19 protein-coding genes are annotated in these 17,645 nt (G+C 49.4%); 14 read left to right on the forward strand and 5 right to left on the reverse strand.

Annotated elements, in window-relative coordinates:
* Positions 1-126 precede the first annotated feature (126 nt).
* The 9 genes from AB1N33_RS13555 (at position 127) to AB1N33_RS13595 (ending at position 6,953) form a co-directional block, all read left to right on the forward strand.
* Entirely contained in the window at positions 127-465 is a 339-nt protein-coding gene (locus tag AB1N33_RS13555) for a VOC family protein (RefSeq protein WP_411272102.1), read from the forward strand.
* Positions 466-560: 95 nt separating this feature from the next.
* Entirely contained in the window at positions 561-1,196 is a 636-nt protein-coding gene (locus AB1N33_RS13560; RefSeq protein ID WP_411272103.1) for a hypothetical protein, read from the forward strand.
* Between the two features lie 65 nt (positions 1,197-1,261).
* Positions 1,262-2,152 (forward strand): TolB-like translocation protein, encoded by an 891-nt coding sequence (locus AB1N33_RS13565; RefSeq protein ID WP_411272104.1) that lies wholly within the window; start codon positions 1,262-1,264, stop codon positions 2,150-2,152.
* A 463-nt stretch (positions 2,153-2,615) separates the two neighbouring features.
* Positions 2,616-2,957 (forward strand): DUF6249 domain-containing protein, encoded by a 342-nt coding sequence (locus AB1N33_RS13570; protein ID WP_411272105.1) that lies wholly within the window; start codon positions 2,616-2,618, stop codon positions 2,955-2,957.
* Positions 2,954-3,493 (forward strand): RNA polymerase sigma factor, encoded by a 540-nt coding sequence (locus AB1N33_RS13575; protein ID WP_411272106.1) that lies wholly within the window; start codon positions 2,954-2,956, stop codon positions 3,491-3,493. The genes AB1N33_RS13570 and AB1N33_RS13575 overlap by 4 nt, the downstream gene beginning before the upstream one ends.
* A 2-nt stretch (positions 3,494-3,495) precedes the next feature.
* Positions 3,496-3,795 carry a hypothetical protein gene (locus AB1N33_RS13580; protein ID WP_411272107.1) on the forward strand — a complete coding sequence of 100 codons (300 nt, stop codon included), beginning with the start codon at positions 3,496-3,498 and terminating at the stop codon, positions 3,793-3,795.
* A 67-nt stretch (positions 3,796-3,862) separates the two neighbouring features.
* Positions 3,863-5,347, forward strand: coding sequence for a serine hydrolase domain-containing protein (locus tag AB1N33_RS13585; RefSeq protein ID WP_411272108.1), 1,485 nt, complete (start codon positions 3,863-3,865; stop codon positions 5,345-5,347).
* A 230-nt stretch (positions 5,348-5,577) separates the two neighbouring features.
* Positions 5,578-6,066 carry a DUF1643 domain-containing protein gene (locus tag AB1N33_RS13590; protein WP_411272109.1) on the forward strand — a complete coding sequence of 163 codons (489 nt, stop codon included), beginning with the start codon at positions 5,578-5,580 and terminating at the stop codon, positions 6,064-6,066.
* A gap of 89 nt (positions 6,067-6,155) precedes the next feature.
* Positions 6,156-6,953 (forward strand): abortive infection system antitoxin AbiGi family protein, encoded by a 798-nt coding sequence (locus AB1N33_RS13595; protein WP_411272110.1) that lies wholly within the window; start codon positions 6,156-6,158, stop codon positions 6,951-6,953.
* Positions 6,954-7,221: 268 nt separating this feature from the next.
* Here AB1N33_RS13595 and AB1N33_RS13600 read toward each other — a convergent pair whose 3' ends face one another.
* Entirely contained in the window at positions 7,222-8,721 is a 1,500-nt protein-coding gene (locus AB1N33_RS13600) for a peptidoglycan-binding domain-containing protein (protein WP_411272111.1), read from the reverse strand.
* The gene (locus tag AB1N33_RS13605) at positions 8,718-9,425 is read right to left on the reverse strand and encodes a hypothetical protein (protein WP_411272112.1); all 708 of its coding nucleotides are present in this window, start codon (positions 9,423-9,425) and stop codon (positions 8,718-8,720) included. Before AB1N33_RS13605 ends, AB1N33_RS13600 begins: the two co-directional genes overlap by 4 nt.
* A 239-nt stretch (positions 9,426-9,664) precedes the next feature.
* Here AB1N33_RS13605 and AB1N33_RS13610 point away from each other — a divergent pair, with 239 nt between their 5' ends.
* From AB1N33_RS13610 to AB1N33_RS13620, 3 genes are read left to right on the forward strand one after another with little or no spacing between them, the layout of a single operon-like run.
* The gene (locus AB1N33_RS13610; protein ID WP_411272113.1) at positions 9,665-9,943 is read left to right on the forward strand and encodes a PepSY domain-containing protein; all 279 of its coding nucleotides are present in this window, start codon (positions 9,665-9,667) and stop codon (positions 9,941-9,943) included.
* Complete coding sequence (locus AB1N33_RS13615) at positions 9,943-10,617, forward strand: response regulator transcription factor (protein ID WP_411272114.1); 675 nt, start codon at positions 9,943-9,945, stop codon at positions 10,615-10,617. The genes AB1N33_RS13610 and AB1N33_RS13615 overlap by 1 nt, the downstream gene beginning before the upstream one ends.
* Entirely contained in the window at positions 10,614-11,972 is a 1,359-nt protein-coding gene (locus AB1N33_RS13620) for an ATP-binding protein (RefSeq protein WP_411272115.1), read from the forward strand. The genes AB1N33_RS13615 and AB1N33_RS13620 overlap by 4 nt, the downstream gene beginning before the upstream one ends.
* Here the strand turns inward: AB1N33_RS13620 and AB1N33_RS13625 are convergent.
* Positions 11,952-13,004, reverse strand: a complete 1,053-nt coding sequence (locus AB1N33_RS13625) for an AI-2E family transporter (RefSeq protein WP_411272116.1) — start codon at positions 13,002-13,004, stop codon at positions 11,952-11,954. The genes AB1N33_RS13620 and AB1N33_RS13625 overlap by 21 nt on opposite strands.
* 71 nt (positions 13,005-13,075) lie before the next feature.
* Here AB1N33_RS13625 and folX point away from each other — a divergent pair, with 71 nt between their 5' ends.
* Positions 13,076-13,441 carry a dihydroneopterin triphosphate 2'-epimerase gene (gene folX, locus AB1N33_RS13630; RefSeq protein ID WP_411272117.1) on the forward strand — a complete coding sequence of 122 codons (366 nt, stop codon included), beginning with the start codon at positions 13,076-13,078 and terminating at the stop codon, positions 13,439-13,441.
* A gap of 12 nt (positions 13,442-13,453) precedes the next feature.
* The gene (locus AB1N33_RS13635) at positions 13,454-14,350 is read left to right on the forward strand and encodes a TIGR01777 family oxidoreductase (RefSeq protein WP_411272118.1); all 897 of its coding nucleotides are present in this window, start codon (positions 13,454-13,456) and stop codon (positions 14,348-14,350) included.
* Positions 14,351-14,417: 67 nt separating this feature from the next.
* On the opposite strand, the gene AB1N33_RS13640 is transcribed toward AB1N33_RS13635, so the two are convergent.
* A complete protein-coding gene (locus tag AB1N33_RS13640; RefSeq protein WP_411272119.1) occupies positions 14,418-16,943 on the reverse strand; it encodes an ABC transporter permease in 2,526 nt (841 codons plus the stop codon).
* Positions 16,944-17,642 carry an ABC transporter ATP-binding protein gene (locus tag AB1N33_RS13645; protein ID WP_411272120.1) on the reverse strand — a complete coding sequence of 233 codons (699 nt, stop codon included), beginning with the start codon at positions 17,640-17,642 and terminating at the stop codon, positions 16,944-16,946.
* Between the last annotated feature and the right edge of the window lie 3 nt (positions 17,643-17,645).

A 17,645-nucleotide genomic window follows, 5' to 3' on the forward strand; every position in this document is an offset into this window, starting at 1 on the left:
TACAACGAAGAGCGCCCCCATGATGCGCTGAATGATCTGACACCATGGGAATATTTAACCAAGCATGAACTGGCCGAAACCTCTAATTATGGGTGTAACTAATTAGGGGAGGTTTACATTATTAGCGTGACTAAAATAACCAACCCAGTTAATGACTTAGAAAGAGCATCTTTATGGTACTCAAAAGTTTTGCATCTGGAACCTGAATACCAAGACAACATGTCCGTTAAATTCAAAGTCGGAGATATTGAACTTGTTTTCATAAAATCATCTGAAAAATACCCACCACAAAGCGCGGTAATATACTGGCAGGTAGAAGACGTGGAGCAAGACTTAGCGCGTCTGCTTAAATTAGGCGCGACATTAAAAAAACCGCTAAGCATAAATTTCTCAAGTAAGAAAGAAGCCGTTGTTATAGACCCATTTGGCAACGTAATTGGGCAAACATCACGACCAGTTCACTAATATTTCACACAAGCTCTGACATGTTTTTCTTCGGCTACAAAAACGTGAGAATAGATATAGAAAACCAATTAAGCGAAATAGGTATTTGAGAAACGATGAAAAACTTATTAAAACTTTTAATAATCGCAGGAACTTGCCATAGCTTGGTTATTGAAGCAAAAGTGCCAGAAACGACATTGATAAACCAAACTAATACCCCAGCCTTACTTGACGGTCATTGTGGAAGCGATGAGTGGGAAGCAGCAACTAAGATTGAACACCCGGCATCAGCAACGGTGTATGTGATGCATGACGACCAATACTTTTATATATGTGCCAAAGGCAACGAAGGGGAACTGACGGTTTTAGATCTGTACATTCAAAATACAGAAACTGAAAAACTACACAAATTCCATCTATCGGCGCAAATGGGTGAAGCTATATTCGAAGATAATGATTGGAAAAATGTAGGGACATGGCAGCTTAAAGACTGGGCTGGCTTTTGGGTGCCTTACTTCGGTACCAGAGACACCGATAATGGGAAAGCACCGAAATTTTATTCAGACGCTCACAGACAAGTTCAGATTGCCCGGAGAAAATTTCCAGGTAATACATGGAAAATGATGTTTACAGTTAGTATTCGTCGCGATGGTAATTGGCTAAACATCTTATTTCCAGAAAAAGCTAAGGATAATGACGAAACAACTTGGAACACTTTTAGCTTCTCAGAAAATAACGAACATGCGAAATAAATAATAAATATAGCAACGCCAATTTCATTACTTTAACTGCGAATAAATACACATGGAGCACGCTTTTGGATAAAGCTTACCTGACAAAAATTTCAATATTATTCACGTTTTGGGCATATAACAGCTTTGCTCAGGAGCTATCTGATACATTAAAAGGTCCGTATCTTGGCCAAGAACCACCAGGGAAAACAGCTAAGCCTTTCGCTCTAGGCATCGTAAACACAGAACACTGGGGCGATTCAGGTCGTTTTTCTCCTGACATGAATGAATTTCATGTCAACAGATGGAAGCATTCCAAAGATGCTGCAGAACCAGAATCAGTAACTTTTAGACGAGTTGGCGATCATTGGGTTAAGACGGTATTACCTCCTAAAACCAAAGCACCATACCAATCACCTGACGGCAAGAAACAGTACTTTGGTAAACAATTCAAGCAGCTCACAAATGAAGGCTGGTCAGAATTGCAGAGCCTGGGGCCAGCTTTTGAAGATATACGCGTCATGAGTCTTTCTGAATCAACCAAGGGCATGTTGGTTATCGATGAAGTTGGTAGCGCTAAAGGCGACGGCATTATTCGATATTCAAAGCTCATTAATGGCAAATGGTCCCCTCCAGTAGCATTTGGTAAAGCAATTAATACTGGCACCTGGAATGCCCACCCTTTTATCGCGCCAGATGAAAGCTACATAATGTGGAATGGGCGAAGAGATAACGGATTTGGCAGCAGTGATATCTATATTAGTTTCCAGCTTCAGGATGGTTCATGGGGGGAAGCGATAAACCTTGGTGATAAAGTCAATACTGAAGCAGAAGAAGGTGGGCCAAGAGTAACACCTGATGGTAAGTTTCTGATGTTTAATCGAATGGTACCGAAAAAAGACAACCCACAAGCTTCTCAGTCAGACTTATATTGGATTGACGCAAGCTTTATCGAATCACTTCGTAATAAACAGTAAATGGATAGTTGGAATATCTTACCGGCTATACATGATAATTTACCCTGAAAACGCATCAATAACTCGATTGAACAAGCCGCATTATAAAGCGGCTTGTCTTCCCTTAATATCTTGGAAAGACCCCCTTTAAAACGAGCAAAGTATCCAACCGGTAACTTAGCGAGCCGCAAAACATTACAAATGACAAGTTAAATTTCACCGCTATTTCACACAGCTAAAGTTAATTTGCCAACACGTTTAAAAATCAGGTTATGACTTTAAAAGTTCAAGTAAGCGCATCCAAACGTCGTTTGCTGTGCCTCTAATTTAATTAGCGGATTGACAAGTTATCTGAATACAACCTGTTAATACGTGGAGTCTAATTCTGTCATTCGTCTAAGTGTTGTTGGTAAAGCTTGTCATGTTGCCAACCGGATTATTCGATGCTCAGAAAGTATATGTAACCTAAAGATGAGAGATAAAGATGTCTGAACTATGGATCCCCATTACAGCAATGATTTGTGTTGCAATAGTGACAGTGGCAAACCTGATATTGTCAGCGCACGTGAAAAAGGCAGTTCAAAAAACCTTACAACAGCATTTGGAAAACGGTGGACTATTAACTCCCGACCTTCTCAAACACTTAGGCGCGAATCCTGATAGCAGTACAACAGAATTGAAAAAAGGCTTTGTTCTAACTTCAGTCGGTATTGCTTGTTTAGCAGCAGGGTTCGCCTCTAGCAATTTAACCATCGGTTTGGTTTTCGGCGTATTCCCGTTATTCATTGGCTTTGCTTTTTGCATTGCAGCGCTGCTAAACAAATGATTAGTGACACCGCTTTAATATCAAGGATCGTTCTGGCAGATGACCATCATGCTTTTTCGACCTTGGTACGAAAATACCAACAACCTATTCGCCAGTTTTTGCTACGCCTTACCTTAGGCGATACAGCGCTAACGGATGATCTGGCTCAAGAGGTATTCGTCACACTATATAAAAAGATATCGACTTACAGAGCAGAGTCGTCCTTTAGCACCTGGCTTCATACTATTGCTTATAGACGATTCTTAAATGAGCGGCGAAAGCTTCATTATTCAGAAGAGACGGCAATACTTGATTACGATTGTGCAGAGCTCTGCGCTTTCGGTGCCGAGCCGACCATTATGGTAGAGAGGCTGCTTAGCCATTTAACGTTGGCCGAAAGAACATGCCTGACATTGGCCTATAGCGCTGGATTTAGTCATCCAGAAATTGTGGCGATTACAGAGTTACCGCTTGGCACTGTTAAGTCACACATTAGCCGGGCTAAAACCAAACTTTCAAAATGGTTAGAACAAAGCCAAGAGCAGAATGGAGGGTAACAATGAAAAAGATGACAGAAGACGAGCTAAAAGTGTTACTTAGCTACAAAATGGATATGTTAGATGATGGCTTTACTGAGTCCGTCTTAGGTAGGCTTGGTAAAAGTTATAAGCGGAAAAGTGTCTTAATACTGGCCGCTACGCTTTTAGCGACAATATGTGCGTTCGCTTTTGCCAGTCTATCCGAGCAAAGAATCTTAGAAGTGATGCTTAAGTTTGTTGGTGAAAATCCGCAATTTATTACACTAAGTTTGCTCGGCGCGGTGGCGAGTTATGTGTTACTCCCGCAAGAAAGCGCTTAATAATGTGCATCCAATCTTACCTAGTGACGTGTCTAAGTATTGAAACAATCACATTGGGAATTCAATAATGAAATTTTTACCTTTTAGTTTTTGGGCAACACTCGCAACATTGTCAGTTAACCCTATTTCGGCAAAAAGCATTAACAATGCCGATCTTGCTCGCATCCAAAACACGTTTCCAGAGAATATAGAAACCCTTTACCGCCAAAATGAATTAAAAGGCGACTTGTTAATTGCGGTTGTTGATTCAACAGGTCTTCGCTACAGCTATACACTCAACAAAAACGGGGCAAATGAAAGTAGCGGATTGACAACATCTACCCCATTCTTAATTGCATCACATACAAAAGCATTAACAGGCACGTTAGCACAAACTCTCGAGAGCCAGGGACGTTTTGATATTAATGCGCCAATCAAGACTTATCTTGCCGATAATATCAGTGATAAACGAATAGCGACGAATGACATCACTATAGGGCAGTTGCTAAATCATACCGCTGGATTTACCAGTATTCAGCACACCTTCAAAACGGCATATCTAGGTTTTGAAAATTCGCAAGATGTAAACAACGCCCTTAATTTAGATACCTTAGTTGCCCCTCCAGGTAAGTTTCGCTATTCAAATACAGGCCCTATCCTGGCAGCGACAGCAATGGAGAAAGCCACCGGCAAATCCTGGAAAACGCTAATGCATGATGAAATTTTTGTACCGCTGGGTATGAATAACACCAGTGCATTTATTAGTACATACCCTGAAAATACGATACTTCCCACTATCGAATCTGACAAAGAAGGTAATGTTATTCGTACAGGCCTTTTTAAAACCGACAATACTCTACATGCTTCAGGGGGCATTGTTTCTAACTTGGCAGACATGTCAAAGTGGCTTCAATTTAACCTGTTACAAAGCAAGCGACTGTCCAACAACGCGGATTTCTTCGCCAAATTGCACCAGGCAACAGCAGAGCAAGATAAGCGATACTTTACCTACGACAGAAGTGGCTATAGTTTAGCCTGGGATATCGCCGATTATCATGGTAAAAAGTTGCTGACCCGCTTTGGTGGCTATGCCGGAGTAAGCTTTCACGCATCGTTCATGCCAGAGGAACAGGTTGCTGTAATAAGCTTTTATAATGAAGAAGGCGCCTTTTTATTACCGCATGTGGCAGCAAATTTGATCTATAACCTTATAACCTCACCTGAAGATGCACAAAACCGATATGCAGCTGAGTTAGATAGATTTAACAAAACCCTTCAGCGCGAAATGCAACACGCTTTAGATAGCTCCTTACGAGTGAACAAATTAGATGACGCATATTTAGGAAGATACACTGCAGCACAAGGATGGCCTGAAATCAAAATATTTACCAAGGATAATCAGATTTGGCTTAGCTGGGGCGAGCAGCAAGGGCCGCTGTATCAGCAAACGCCAACAGACAACACCTTTATTGCGGCATTAGGGCCACTTAAAAGAGAAATATCAGTCTCAAGTGTTGACGGAAAAGTCCACCTCAAAAACGGTAGTCTAACTTATGTAAAAGTTTCAGAATAATAAAAACACGTTTCACAAAGTACATTAAATTCAACCAGCCCGCTATCGCGCTTAGCGGGTTGGTATTCAGATCAAACTAAAGCTTTATATTTTAACCTTAGTCTTTCACTAATATTTCACTCGCCTTTCGGCAGATTAATTCCATAGATACTAATTCATTCCCTGACTTCTATTTGGATTAGGATTTTATACACAAAACAATATTTAGTGGTAAACAGACGGAGCGCTATATGAAAATTACCGCAGTAGCACTGACCTTCTCCGATTGTGGTCGATTTCGTTACCGTTTGCTTATCAGAAAAAAAAATGCTCGTGGTAGCAAGAAAGTCTGTGTCATCATGCAAAATCCAAGTGTGGCCAATTCAGAGGTGGCTGACCGATCTGCACAATTCTTAGAAAAACTCATATTTCTGAAAGATTACCCCGAATTTGATGGTGTGAACGAAATCATAATCGTAAACCAGTTTGCTTACGTGCAAACGAATGATTTCAATGGTTCAGTGGCTCATATTGGTCTCGAAAATGATTCGTATATTAAAGAGACTATAGATTCATCAGACATAGTGCTTGTTGCATGGGGTGCGCGTAATGGCTACAGCGAGCGTAAAGCTGCCATTAATGAAATTATTTCAGCAGCAAAGAACAAAATTATACTGCGAACGAAAGCGCATCCTTCGCGGGGAACGTATGTTGATTTCATTGCGCCCTATAGCAACTAACAAAATAATTAAAAATCGCCTGCAAAAAACGCGGGCTGGACTCGCTAACGCTCGCCTTTTATTGCAAAGTTAAAACCCGGGAGGATGCAGTGTCAGGATTGACCCAGCGTTATATATCAAAAGAGCTGGTCCATTTTGTTGGTCGAGGAATTGAAGCTCAGAGGCAGTTCGAACTCCTGCTAAAAATATTATCGGATGGATGGATTACTCACCCTCCACACAATCCTAAGATCAGTGGAAATCTCTCTATTAATGCGGGTGTTTCTATATCCGCTAATGAAATGTATAGCCCGGAAATAACCTGCTTTGCTGACATTCCGGTTTCTGATTTATCACTTCACATGGATAAATATAGTCCTGTCGGTTTGTCGTTCAGCAAAGAGTTTATCGCTGAAGCGGGCGGGGTCCCAGTGCATTATCTACCGATAAACGCAAAGGTCAAAAAAAGCAAGAATATTGATACCGATGAAATCCGTAAATTAATTGAAGAGCATAGCTCTGATGCGCTATATGAGCGGATGTATGAAACTGTTCCCAAAGGACAGCATTTTGACAATATGTTACGTGAGTATCATGATCTATTTTCAATTTTTCAGGATCTTGCCAAGAAGGAGGACCCCAGTCCCGGCGTATCAGGCTTATTTAAGCGAGTAATTGATCTACAAAGTTTTTTCAATTTTCATATTTTTAGCTACTTCAAGTTTTTTGATCACAGAAAATCGGATGACGATCCGGAAAATTTTTATTTCGAGCGTGAGTGGAGAATAGTTGGGAACGTGAATTTCAATATGGAAGATGTAAAGACCGTCTTTTTCCCACGCCGGCATTCAAGTGATTTCAGAGAAGCCTTTCCAAAGTATTCGGGACAAGTCATATTTACAGATTAGTTTTAACGAGGGACTGCAGCGGACCTCTTTTCCGGTGCGTTGCGCATCCAAATCGGCCCCTGAGCCCAGTCGTTGACCGTCCACTCCTTGTTTTAAACAGACATACATAACTACCGAGGCACAGGTCCCGGAAAGCTTCTTTGCTCCCGATGGTCATTATTAAACATAAAGATACACAGCATTGCGGTAGGTTAATCCTGTTAAAACGAAAAGGCCCATTCACGTAGGCTGAAAAGCTCGCGCAAACGGGCTTTTTATGCAGACACACTTAACGGTTTCCCCAAGCCTTTGCTTTAATTTCATCAAACAGCACCGCGTCCAGCTGGCCGTCCTCATCGTAGCCCTGGTCACGCTGATAGGCCTTCACGGCGCGTATCGAATTGGTACCGTAATACCCGTCAATTTCGCCAGGATCGTAGCCAAGCAGATGCAGTGCCCGCTGTGCAGTGGCGATATCGGTATTGTTCAGTGCGCGATTGATTTTGTCATACCACACAAAGAAGGCATCTTGCAGGTCACGCATCGACATGCCGGTAGCAGACTCAATCTGATACCGCTGATTGTCGGCATGGCTGCCACGCATCGCACGTAAGTCCTGATTTTTAATGGCATGGTACACCGGAGCCAGCAGCGCCTTGTCCTGCAGAAATAATACCCAGTAGCGCGCCAGCGCGTGGTTCACCGCCTGTTGCTCAAGAAACTGGTTGTTGCCGTCAAAGGTCGACCAGTCCATGCCAATCAGCGCATCATGAGTTGGATTCGTTTTGTACCAGTAGCGCTGCAGTACCTGACCACGCCAGTTCGGTAATCCACGCAGGTAGTCGCCTTCCATTCGTGACACTTCGTAGAGCGCCGCCAGCCCCTCATCAAGCCAGGCCGGCACATCGCCGAAATTCGTTCTTACCAGCAGGTGGGTCAGCTCGTGCTTGAGTGTGCCGGTCATGGGCCCTTTAACAATGGCGGACACGCTCAGATCATTACGAAATGAATAGCCGATAGTGCCGCGCTTAATGTCCAGCCCGTGCAGATTCGCCCCGACATTACGTAACAGGTTTCCGTCAGGATACAGATAAATGCTGATCAGCTTATCTGGCTGGATGATGGCGTACTGCCGGGTGAAAAAGTCCATTGCCGCATCCAGCAGACGGGCAATTTCTGTCATTTCCCGGTCACTGTGCCCGCTCAGACTGCCAATCACATAGTGTGGGGTGGTCATCACCTTGGCGTCCGGTCCGAGCCGTTGCTGCATCGCCTGACGCGCCTCAGTCTGCTGACTGGCTGTAAACAATCTGGCCTGTATTTCCTGATCAGGGATCTCCCGGGTTGCCTCCAGTGGATCGCCCCCTAGCGCGCGGTTTTCTCCGCCAATAAAATAAAAACTTTTGCCTCTGACACCAACATCGCCGCCACCGGTCGCGCGGTTGGTCAGAAAGGCAATTTCGGTGGGCGCACTGCGCTCCGGACAATGGTTGAGTTCGTTGGCAATCACCACCCGGTTGGTTGTCGACAGTTCATACACCGCCAGAATATGCCCCAGAAAACTGCGGCCCAGATCATCGTCGCCCGGATTGCGACAAAGACTGGTTGCCAGCATATAGTCCACTTCCACATTGCGGCCAAACAAGCCGTCGCGATAATCCAGCAAGCGGGGGATCACGGTGGGATATTCCTGCTGAAGCCACAACGCCCGCAGTCCATTCAGTGTGCTGGCTGCTGCACTAATACTGCTGATAAGCAGCACCATGCTCACAATGTACATGCGCTTCATGGGTTGTTCTCCTTGTCGTTGCCATGGCGCTCACGCACCGCGTTAAGTATGTCCGTTACATCAGCATCGGGAGAACCGGCCGGCGCGCTGTCTGGCATTAACTGCCGCGGCGGCGCTGATGGCGCGGCCTGACCGCCGCCGGAAAGCTGCACGCTGGTGTACACCGGACCATCGGAGACGCTGATTTCGTGATGCGTCAGAATGGTGGTCAGCATCAGCGCCGTGCCCAGTGTTGCCAGCACCAGCCCCGGCGACTGGGTTGCCAGACCGGTACCGAACTTACTGCCCTCTGACAGGGTGACCGAGGCATCCAGCTTGGTAGCGGGTTCCTGTAGCTTACCCAACACAAATACCGCCCCAACCAGCGCCATGATCATGCCGGTAATAAAACCCAGATAGCGGGTCCAGATCCGCGATAACAACAGCACATTGGCCTGGTGATAGCGCTGTTCCAGTACATTGGCCTCCAGCAGGATCAGGTGCTGCCACTGGGTATTTACCAGCGGCTGGTCAGTGGCAGGCGGGGCCTCCAACTGGGCTTTTGGCAAAACGGGGGCATTCTGAACCCGGTCATTCAGGTCATAAAGCTGAACCAGCGTAGCAATGAAGAAAAACAGCGTCAGTGTGATCAGCATGATGATCATGAAGGGCAACAGCTTATTCTGCCATGCGCTGTTTTCGTCCTTGGAGTGAGCCGCAGCCATAGTCATATCCTTCAGGGTTTTACACCAGTATAGTTCAGTGCGCGCATCGCGCTCGCTGACAGAGGTTATTCACATTTCGTCAGTCGCCGTTGTACACTGGCACTGTGGACGATGACATTCAGTCACCGTTCATGCTTTACCGGTTAAATTGACATCATCTGCTCCGATTCAGGTGCGCCTTTCTGTTACCACAGAGTGCGCGTGTACCGAGGTAACTATCCGGGCAGCAGGAGTGAAACATGAAATCTCGAGTGTGGCTGTTACTGACCCTGTTTATGCTGACGTTGTCGGCACCGGTCAGTGCTCAACAATCGCAGGACCAGCGCGGTGCCAGCAGTAAACGCGAAGCTGCCGCACAGGCAAAAAAAGAGGTGGATGGCCGGGTATTGCGGGTAGACCAGCAAAACAGCAAGTACCGGGTGAAAGTACTGAAAAAATCAGGCCGCGTAGTGTCTGTCGACGTCGATAAACGCAACGTGAAAAAGAAAAAAGATAAAGACCAGGACAATGATCACTAATGCGAATACTGGTAGTAGAAGATGACAGCCGCTTACTGACACAACTGGACATGTTGCTGCAACAGCACGGCTACAGTGTGGATTTGTCAGACAACGGCGAGCACGCGCTTTTTCAGCTTAATGAGTACCCGTACGATCTGGCTATCATTGACATCGGGCTGCCCCGGCTAGACGGATTTGAGGTGATACGTCAGGCGCGTAAAGCCAATATTGCCTGCCCGTTCCTGATCCTGACCGCCCGTGACCGCTGGCAGGAAAAAGTGGAAGGTCTGGATGCAGGCGCGGATGATTACCTGACCAAACCCTTTCATAACGAAGAATTACTGGCCCGGGTAAAAGCCCTGATCCGCCGTGCAAGCGGTCAGGCTAACCCAGTGGTGACGATTGGCCCCATTTCACTGGACACGGTAGCGGAAGAAGTCCGGCTGAACGACACTCCGCTGGATCTTACCGCGTATGAATACAAAGTCATGGAATACATGATGATGAATCCGCAGAAGATTGTGTCTAAAACCGAACTGACCGAGCACATTTACGATCAGGATTTTGACCTCGACAGCAACGTTATCGAGGTGTTTGTCGGGCGTTTGCGCCGTAAACTGGACCCGGACGGCGCGCTGAAACCCATCGAAACGCTGCGTGGCCGCGGCTACCGGATTAACCGTAACTTATGAAACAGCTGTCACTGCGCACACGCAGTGTGTTACTGGCCTTACTGGCTCTGGCACTGTTTATTCCGGTTACCGTGTTCACGCTGGATAACGCCTACACCAGCAGCCTGAAGCAGGCCAAACTCAGCGAGCTCAGGCTTATGAGCCTGGCGCTGGTTGCGGCCTTTGAACTGGATGGCGAGGTGCCGGTGATGCCCGAGCTGCTGTACGAAGAGCAGCTCAACCTGCCGGACTCAGGGTATGTCGGCATGATTGTTTTCCGCGACAAGGTGGTGTGGCAGTCTGCGTCAGCGCTGAATGTCGATATGTCATCCCCTCCTGCCGCGCCGAAGGTGGGACAGGAAGCGTTTCTGGATAACGTTCGCCCCAACTTTGACAACAGCCATCAGTACTTTTCTTATGTTTTCACCGCCGAGTTTGCGTCTGAGGACGACTTTGAACCGGTGCATTTTTATGTGCTCAACGACAAAACCGCGTTTCTGAGCGAGCGCAGTGCGTTTCTTAATACCGTATGGAAAGGCATGTTGATGCTCGCGGCCGGTCTTTTGCTGTTACTGCTGGTTGGTATGAATATCATCCTGCTGCCGGTACGCAAACTCATTAGCGAAATCAAGCACACCGCGCGCGGTGGACAGGCGCAGATCAGTGAACATTACCCGCCTGAATTTGACGGACTCAAAGGCTCTATCAATCACCTGATCCGCACCGAATCCCAGCAGCGCGAGCGCTATAAAAACAGTCTTGGCGATCTGGCTCACAGTCTCAAAACGCCGCTGGCCGTTGCGCTCGGCGCATCGCCGTTATCCGCCGAGGCCCGCGATGCCCTGCTTCAGATTGACGCGCTGATCCAGCGTCAGCTAAAACGCGCATCGGCCGGTCAGACGGGCTGGCAGACGGCCACGCCGGTCAGGCCTGTGCTGGAAAAGCTTATCAGTGCAATGAACAAAATTTATCAGGACCGCGGACTCACCCTGTCACTGACGTGTGAGCCTGACACACGGTTTTGGGGTGACCAGACCGATTTGATGGAAATGCTGGGCAATCTGCTGGATAACGCCTGCAAGGCGGCCAGCAGCCAGGTCAAAATCCACGTGAGTGAAGATGACAGCTGGCTTGTGCTGCGCATAGAAGATGATGGCCCTGGCATTTCAGACGAGCACAAGTCACGCCTGCTGGAGCGCGGAACGCGGCTGGATACCTACGCCGAAGGTCAGGGAATTGGTATGGCGGTGGTCAGCGATCTGGTGGGTATTTATGGTGGCCAGCTCGATATTCAGCAGGCACCGTCTGGCGGTGCCATCATTGACATCCGGCTACCCGCCAGCGGTCAGACGTCGTCACTGTTGTTCAGCCGCTGACGGCGTATCGGCAGAACTGGACAGCAGCACCGCCAGCCACTGGCTCTCTTCACGCGACTCCAGGGCGATTTTCACCACCATCGTCAGTGGAACTGACAGCAACATCCCGACCGTACCAAGCAACCAGCCCCAGAACACCAACGACAGGAACACGACCAGCGTGGACAGCCCCATGCCCCGCCCCATCAGTCGCGGCTCGACCACATTACCCATAATGGTGTTGGTCAGCACAAAGCCCAGCGCCGCAAAACCGGCAGACGCGGCGCCGTATTGTACAAACGCAATCAGAACCGCAGGCAACGCAGCAATGATAGAGCCAATATTGGGGATGTAGTTAAGCATAAAGGCCAGTACCGCCCACAACATAAAATGGTCAACCTGCATGACATATAACCAGATCCCGATGATCAGCCCCGTGGCCAGACTGACCATGGTTTTGATTGCCAGGTAGCTATTAACGGATTTGATAAAGCGGTCGATGTGTTTAATTTTCATCTGGGGGTCTGCCATCACAATGTGCAGGCGCTTTGGAATGGTGTCTGCCTCGAACAGCATGAAAATGACGGTCAGCAGGATCAGCACCAGGTTTGACAGCACCCCGCCCATTCCCGTGATAAAGTTGGTGGCGACAGAAATTGCCATACCCGGGTCGAGGTGGGATTCAATCAGCTCGCGATTAATATGAATATTAAACCGGGCCAGTTGCTGAACCAGCCAGGCAAACTCGGTTTCCAGCTGAGCACGGTATTCGGGAAGATTTTGTCTGAATTCGGTCATTGACTGCGCAACCAGACCGGCCAGCAGAAAACCAAAAACGACGATGAGCAGTATTACTAACGTAATTGACAGCCATTTTGGTACACGATATTGCGAGGTCCAGTGAATAATCGGGCTACAGGCAATAGCAATGAAAACAGAAAGTAAAAACGGCACCATAATGGCGCTGGCAGCCTTGATACCGGCCAGCACAACCACAACACAGGCCAGTACAAGAAATACCTTGGCTGTTGGGGACCGCAATTCCATAGGCATGATAATGGTTTCCTTTTCAATAAGGCGACACGTTACCCTGTCTTAATGATAACGATAACAAAGAGATAATCATGACGTTAAACGAGGCAACAATCAAAATCAAAAATCTTCGTCTGCGCACCTACATTGGTATTAACGAAGATGAAATTCGTAATAAACAGGACGTGGTTGTGAATGCCAAAATCCGCTACAACGCCGAGACAGCCACCAACACCGACGACATGAGTGACGCGCTGAACTACAAAACCATCACCAAAGCCATTATTAAGCTGGTTGAGGATAACCGCTTTTATCTGCTGGAAAAACTCACCGCGGATGTACTGGCAATTGCGGCAGAGCACCATTCTGTGACCTATGCCGAAGTGGAAGTCGACAAGCCTCACGCACTGCGTTTCTCGGACTCGGTGTCGCTGACGTTATCCTGCAATAAGCCCTGATCGGACAACCGCATGAAAATACTTGTCACCGGCGGCAGCGGGTTTATTGGCCGCCACCTCATTCCTGAACTGCTGCGCGAGCACCAGATCACGGTACTGACCCGCTCACCAGACCGTGCTGCACGTCTGTTGCCCGCTGGCTGTGAGTGTGTCAGCGACCTCAGTGAAGTCGATATGAACACCATTGACGCGGTGATTAATCTGGCCGGTGAGCCGATTGCAGATAAGCGCTGGACACCACAGCAGAAGCAGCGTATTTGCGACAGCCGCTGGACCCTGACCGCGCGCCTGGCCAGTATGATCAACGACTGCGAGACGCCGCCAGGCGTGTTTCTCTCAGGCTCGGCAATTGGCTACTATGGCCGTCAGGGTGACACGCTGGTGACAGAAGCAACCACCGACGTCCATGATGAATTTACCCATCAGGTATGCGCAAAATGGGAAGCGATTGCCGAGGGCGTTGATCAAAGCAAAACCCGGCTTTGCCTGCTGCGTACCGGGGTGGTGCTGAACGCCGGGGAAGGCGCCCTGGCCAGAATGGCACTGCCCTTCAAACTGGGGATAGGCGGTAAAATTGGCAGTGGCGAGCAGTATCTGTCATGGATCCATATCGACGATATGGTGTCTGCCATGCTCTACTTACTGTCCCACGACAGCTGTCGGGGTGTGTATAACATGACGGCGCCGGAGCCGGTCACCAACAAGGTATTTTCGCAGGCCCTGGCCCGTGCCCTGCACCGCCCCTGTCTGTTTACGGTACCCGCTTTTTCGATGAAATTACTGATGGGCGAAGCCGCGGACATGGTACTGACCGGCCAGCGTGTTGTGCCTGCACGCCTGCAGGAGGCGGGCTTCAGCTTCCGCTATGCGGATGCTGACAGCGCACTGACCGCAATTTACAACAGCTAGCCTCAACTCAATAAAAAAGCCCGCCGGACGCGATGCCTGGCGGGCTTTTAGTTTTTATCAAAACACGCTACACCATGTTGCGCAGCAACTGTGAGGTGTTCAGACGCAACAAGCGCCAGCAGCCAATAGCCCCCAGCACACCCACAACCACTGCACCGGTCAGCGGAGCAATCAGCCAGTAGATGGCGTGCAGGCTGGCATCCATCTGGAACACCTGCGTCTGAAGCAGATACAGACTGAATTCATTCGCAAGCGCAGCCATGATACCGGCGACAACACCAATAATAATAAACTCCAGTACCACACTGGCACGGATCAGGCTGCCACGCGCACCCAGTGTGCGCAGAATGGCCAGCTCCTGAAGGCGCTCGTCCATGCTCGCCTGAACCTGGGCTATCAGCACCAGTGATCCCGCAGCCAGTACCAGTACCAGAATGAATTCCACTGCGACCGAGACCTGGTCGACGATACCCCGTAACTGGTTGATGCGCGCGTCAACGTCAAACATTGTGACAGAGGCAAACGGCTGCATCAGCGCGGTCAGCTCAGCCTTTCGCTCGGTAGGCAGGTAAAAGCTGGTGATGTAAGTAGGCGTAAATGCCGCCATGGCGGCCGGGTCAATCACAAAGAAAAAGTTAGGCTGCATGGTCTGCCAGTTCACTTCCCGTAAACTGGTCACCTGGGTCTGAACAATTTCACTGCCAATATTGAAGGTCAGTTTATCCCCCAGTGCAATGTCGAGCCGGTCAGCCACTTCAGACTCAACTGACACAGGATATACCCCGGCATCCAGAGCGGGCTTCGCGTCTCCGTGCCATTCACCGGCTACCACCTTATTTTCTTTCTGCAGCCTGTTGCTCCATGTCAGGTTCGCTTCGCGTCCCAGCCCACGACGACCTTCCTGTTCACTGCCCTCTTCTTCCTTGGTTACATCGGTGCGAATTTTCTCGTCATTCACTGCGGCAAACCGTCCGCGTACCACCGGATAAAACTGCTCGACGGTGACGCCGCCACTGGCGAAATGGTCTTCCAGTTGAGGACGTTGCTGCTCGGTAATATTGATCAGAAAATAGTTCGGCGTGCCCTCAGGCAGCTGCGCCCGCCACTGCGCTACCATGTCATTGCGCATGACCAGCACAATCAGCAGCAGCATAATCGTGACCGAGAAACTGATAAGCTGAATGCTGTTATCCATCGCGCGCCGACGGATGCGGGCCCAGGCGAGTTGCCATGCGCCCATGCTGCCCTGACCCAATCTGCGTCCCAGAGCAATCAGGCCAAAGGTCACTGCCAGCAGGCCCGCCACCAGCACCGCTCCGGAGGCAAACAAAATAGCACTGATGGTAACATCCTGACTGTACAGCCACATGAGCAGGAATACTGCACTGCCGGCCGCACCAAACTGCAGCGAGCGGGAACTCAGATTCGACGACAGATCACGGCGCAGCACCCGCAATGGCGGCACCGAGAAAAGTCGCATCAATGGGTACAACGAAAACAATGAGGCACACAGCGCACCGGTAAATACCGCGATAAGTAGCGGTCGCAGGTGCCAGACGCCAAGGCTGACATCGATACGATCGGCCAGCGCCCACACCACCACCTGCTGTATGAGCAGGCCAAACACCACACCAATCACAATGCCCAGCAGGGTAATAAAGACCACCTGTAGCACGTACACACGCTGGATCATCGACCGGGTGGCGCCGAGGGTTTTCATAATGGCCACCGGGTCGAAATGACGCTGACTGTAGCGCTGTGCCGCCACTGCGATAGAGACCGCAGCGAGAATAATCGCCAGCAGACTGGCCAGCAGAAAATAACGCTCCGCGCGGGCAACAGAGCGCCCAATGGCAGAGTCATCATCGGCAACCGCACGCCAGTTATGAATTTCATCGTTGAGCTGAGGCTCCAGCGCCTCATAATAGGCCTCTAGATCTGACGCGTCACCGGTAAAATAGGCGACATAACGGGCCCGGCTGCCCGGCCCGGTCACATTGGTCGCAGCCAGGTCATTCAGGTTCATCAGGACAATCGGATCGGCAGAAAACACGCTAAAGCCAGCATCAGGAATTTCACCCAGTACCCGGCTGACGGTGAAGGTTGCATCACCGATGTCAATTGACTCCCCGACCCCGACCTTCAGCGTCTGAAACAGCCGGGAATCCATCCACACTTCACCCTGTCCAGGCAGACCGTCGGCCGGCCGCGAGACACCAAACGGCTTGTCGGCAACCAGCACCTCGCCTTTCAGCGGATAGGCGTTATTCACTGCCCGCAAGTCGACCAGCGACATCTCATCGCCACCAAACACCATCGAGCGGGTGCTGACCTGCCGGGCGGTTTGCAAATTGTAGTCCCGCGCCAGCTGCAGCCAGTCTTCGGCGATGGGTTTATCCGAGCGCAGTTGGGTGTCGGCAGCAATGAAGGCTGCCGAGCGCTCGGTCAGCGCATCCTGCAGACGTTCACTGAACAGCGATAATGACAGCACGGCGGCGACCGACAACACAATCGCCAGCAGAATGATGGTCAGCTCACCGCGCCTCGCTTCGTGACGGAACAGCCGCCAGGCCAGGTTAAACGTTGAGGTCATTTAGCCTGCCTCCCGAGCCAGACTGGCGTCGTCCTTTCCCGCTTCGGACAACTGGCCGCCCTGCATGATCAGCTGACGATCACACTGTTGCGCCAGCGCATTGTCGTGCGTCACCAGCACCAGTGTCGTGCCAAGCTCTTTATTCATGTTAAACAGCAAGTGTTCAATTTTTTCGCTGTTTGCTTCGTCAAGGTTACCGGTAGGCTCGTCGGCAAATAGCAGTTTAGGCTCGCCAATAAAGGCGCGGGCGATAGCAACACGCTGTTGCTCCCCACCCGATAACTGGTTGGGGTAATGATGCGCGCGATGGCCAAGACCGACATCATCGAGGATCTTCTTCGCGCGGGCTTTGGCATCTTTCCGGCCGGCAATTTCTGCCGGCAGCATGACGTTTTCCAGTGCCGTCAGACTTTGCACCAGCATGAAGCTCTGAAAGATAAAACCGACTTTTTCGCCGCGCAGCCGCGCCCTTGCCTCTTCGTCCATCTGGTGTAATGGCGCCTCATCCAGATAAATCTCGCCGGAAGACACCTGGTCAAGACCCGCCAGCAGGCTCAGCAGCGTCGATTTACCGGAGCCTGACGCGCCGACAATGGCAACGGACTCACCGGCCTTGACTTCGAAGGAGATCGGCTGAAGGATCTGGAGTTCGCCTTCACTCGTACTTACGGTTTTGGTTATCTGTTGTGTTCTAATCATAAA

The organism is Alteromonas nitratireducens (genome assembly GCF_040812025.1).
Taxonomy (GTDB): Bacteria; Pseudomonadota; Gammaproteobacteria; order Enterobacterales; family Alteromonadaceae; genus Alteromonas; species Alteromonas nitratireducens.

Bases quoted from the DNA above. Each gene is read 5' to 3' on its own strand.
- AB1N33_RS13560 (WP_411272103.1), top strand. From the start codon at position 561: ATGAAAAACTTATTAAAACTTTTAATAATCGCAGGAACTTGCCATAGC.
- AB1N33_RS13570 (WP_411272105.1), top strand. From the start codon at position 2,616: ATGTCTGAACTATGGATCCCCATTACAGCAATGATTTGTGTTGCAATA.
- AB1N33_RS13575 (WP_411272106.1), top strand. From the start codon at position 2,954: ATGATTAGTGACACCGCTTTAATATCAAGGATCGTTCTGGCAGATGAC.
- AB1N33_RS13580 (WP_411272107.1), top strand. From the start codon at position 3,496: ATGAAAAAGATGACAGAAGACGAGCTAAAAGTGTTACTTAGCTACAAA.
- AB1N33_RS13585 (WP_411272108.1), top strand. From the start codon at position 3,863: ATGAAATTTTTACCTTTTAGTTTTTGGGCAACACTCGCAACATTGTCA.
- AB1N33_RS13590 (WP_411272109.1), top strand. From the start codon at position 5,578: ATGAAAATTACCGCAGTAGCACTGACCTTCTCCGATTGTGGTCGATTT.
- AB1N33_RS13600 (WP_411272111.1), bottom strand. From the start codon at position 8,721: ATGAAGCGCATGTACATTGTGAGCATGGTGCTGCTTATCAGCAGTATT.
- AB1N33_RS13605 (WP_411272112.1), bottom strand. From the start codon at position 9,425: ATGGCTGCGGCTCACTCCAAGGACGAAAACAGCGCATGGCAGAATAAG.
- AB1N33_RS13610 (WP_411272113.1), top strand. From the start codon at position 9,665: ATGAAATCTCGAGTGTGGCTGTTACTGACCCTGTTTATGCTGACGTTG.
- AB1N33_RS13615 (WP_411272114.1), top strand. From the start codon at position 9,943: ATGCGAATACTGGTAGTAGAAGATGACAGCCGCTTACTGACACAACTG.
- AB1N33_RS13620 (WP_411272115.1), top strand. From the start codon at position 10,614: ATGAAACAGCTGTCACTGCGCACACGCAGTGTGTTACTGGCCTTACTG.
- AB1N33_RS13625 (WP_411272116.1), bottom strand. From the start codon at position 13,004: ATGCCTATGGAATTGCGGTCCCCAACAGCCAAGGTATTTCTTGTACTG.
- folX (WP_411272117.1), top strand. From the start codon at position 13,076: ATGACGTTAAACGAGGCAACAATCAAAATCAAAAATCTTCGTCTGCGC.
- AB1N33_RS13635 (WP_411272118.1), top strand. From the start codon at position 13,454: ATGAAAATACTTGTCACCGGCGGCAGCGGGTTTATTGGCCGCCACCTC.
- AB1N33_RS13640 (WP_411272119.1), bottom strand. From the start codon at position 16,943: ATGACCTCAACGTTTAACCTGGCCTGGCGGCTGTTCCGTCACGAAGCG.
- AB1N33_RS13645 (WP_411272120.1), bottom strand. From the start codon at position 17,642: ATGATTAGAACACAACAGATAACCAAAACCGTAAGTACGAGTGAAGGC.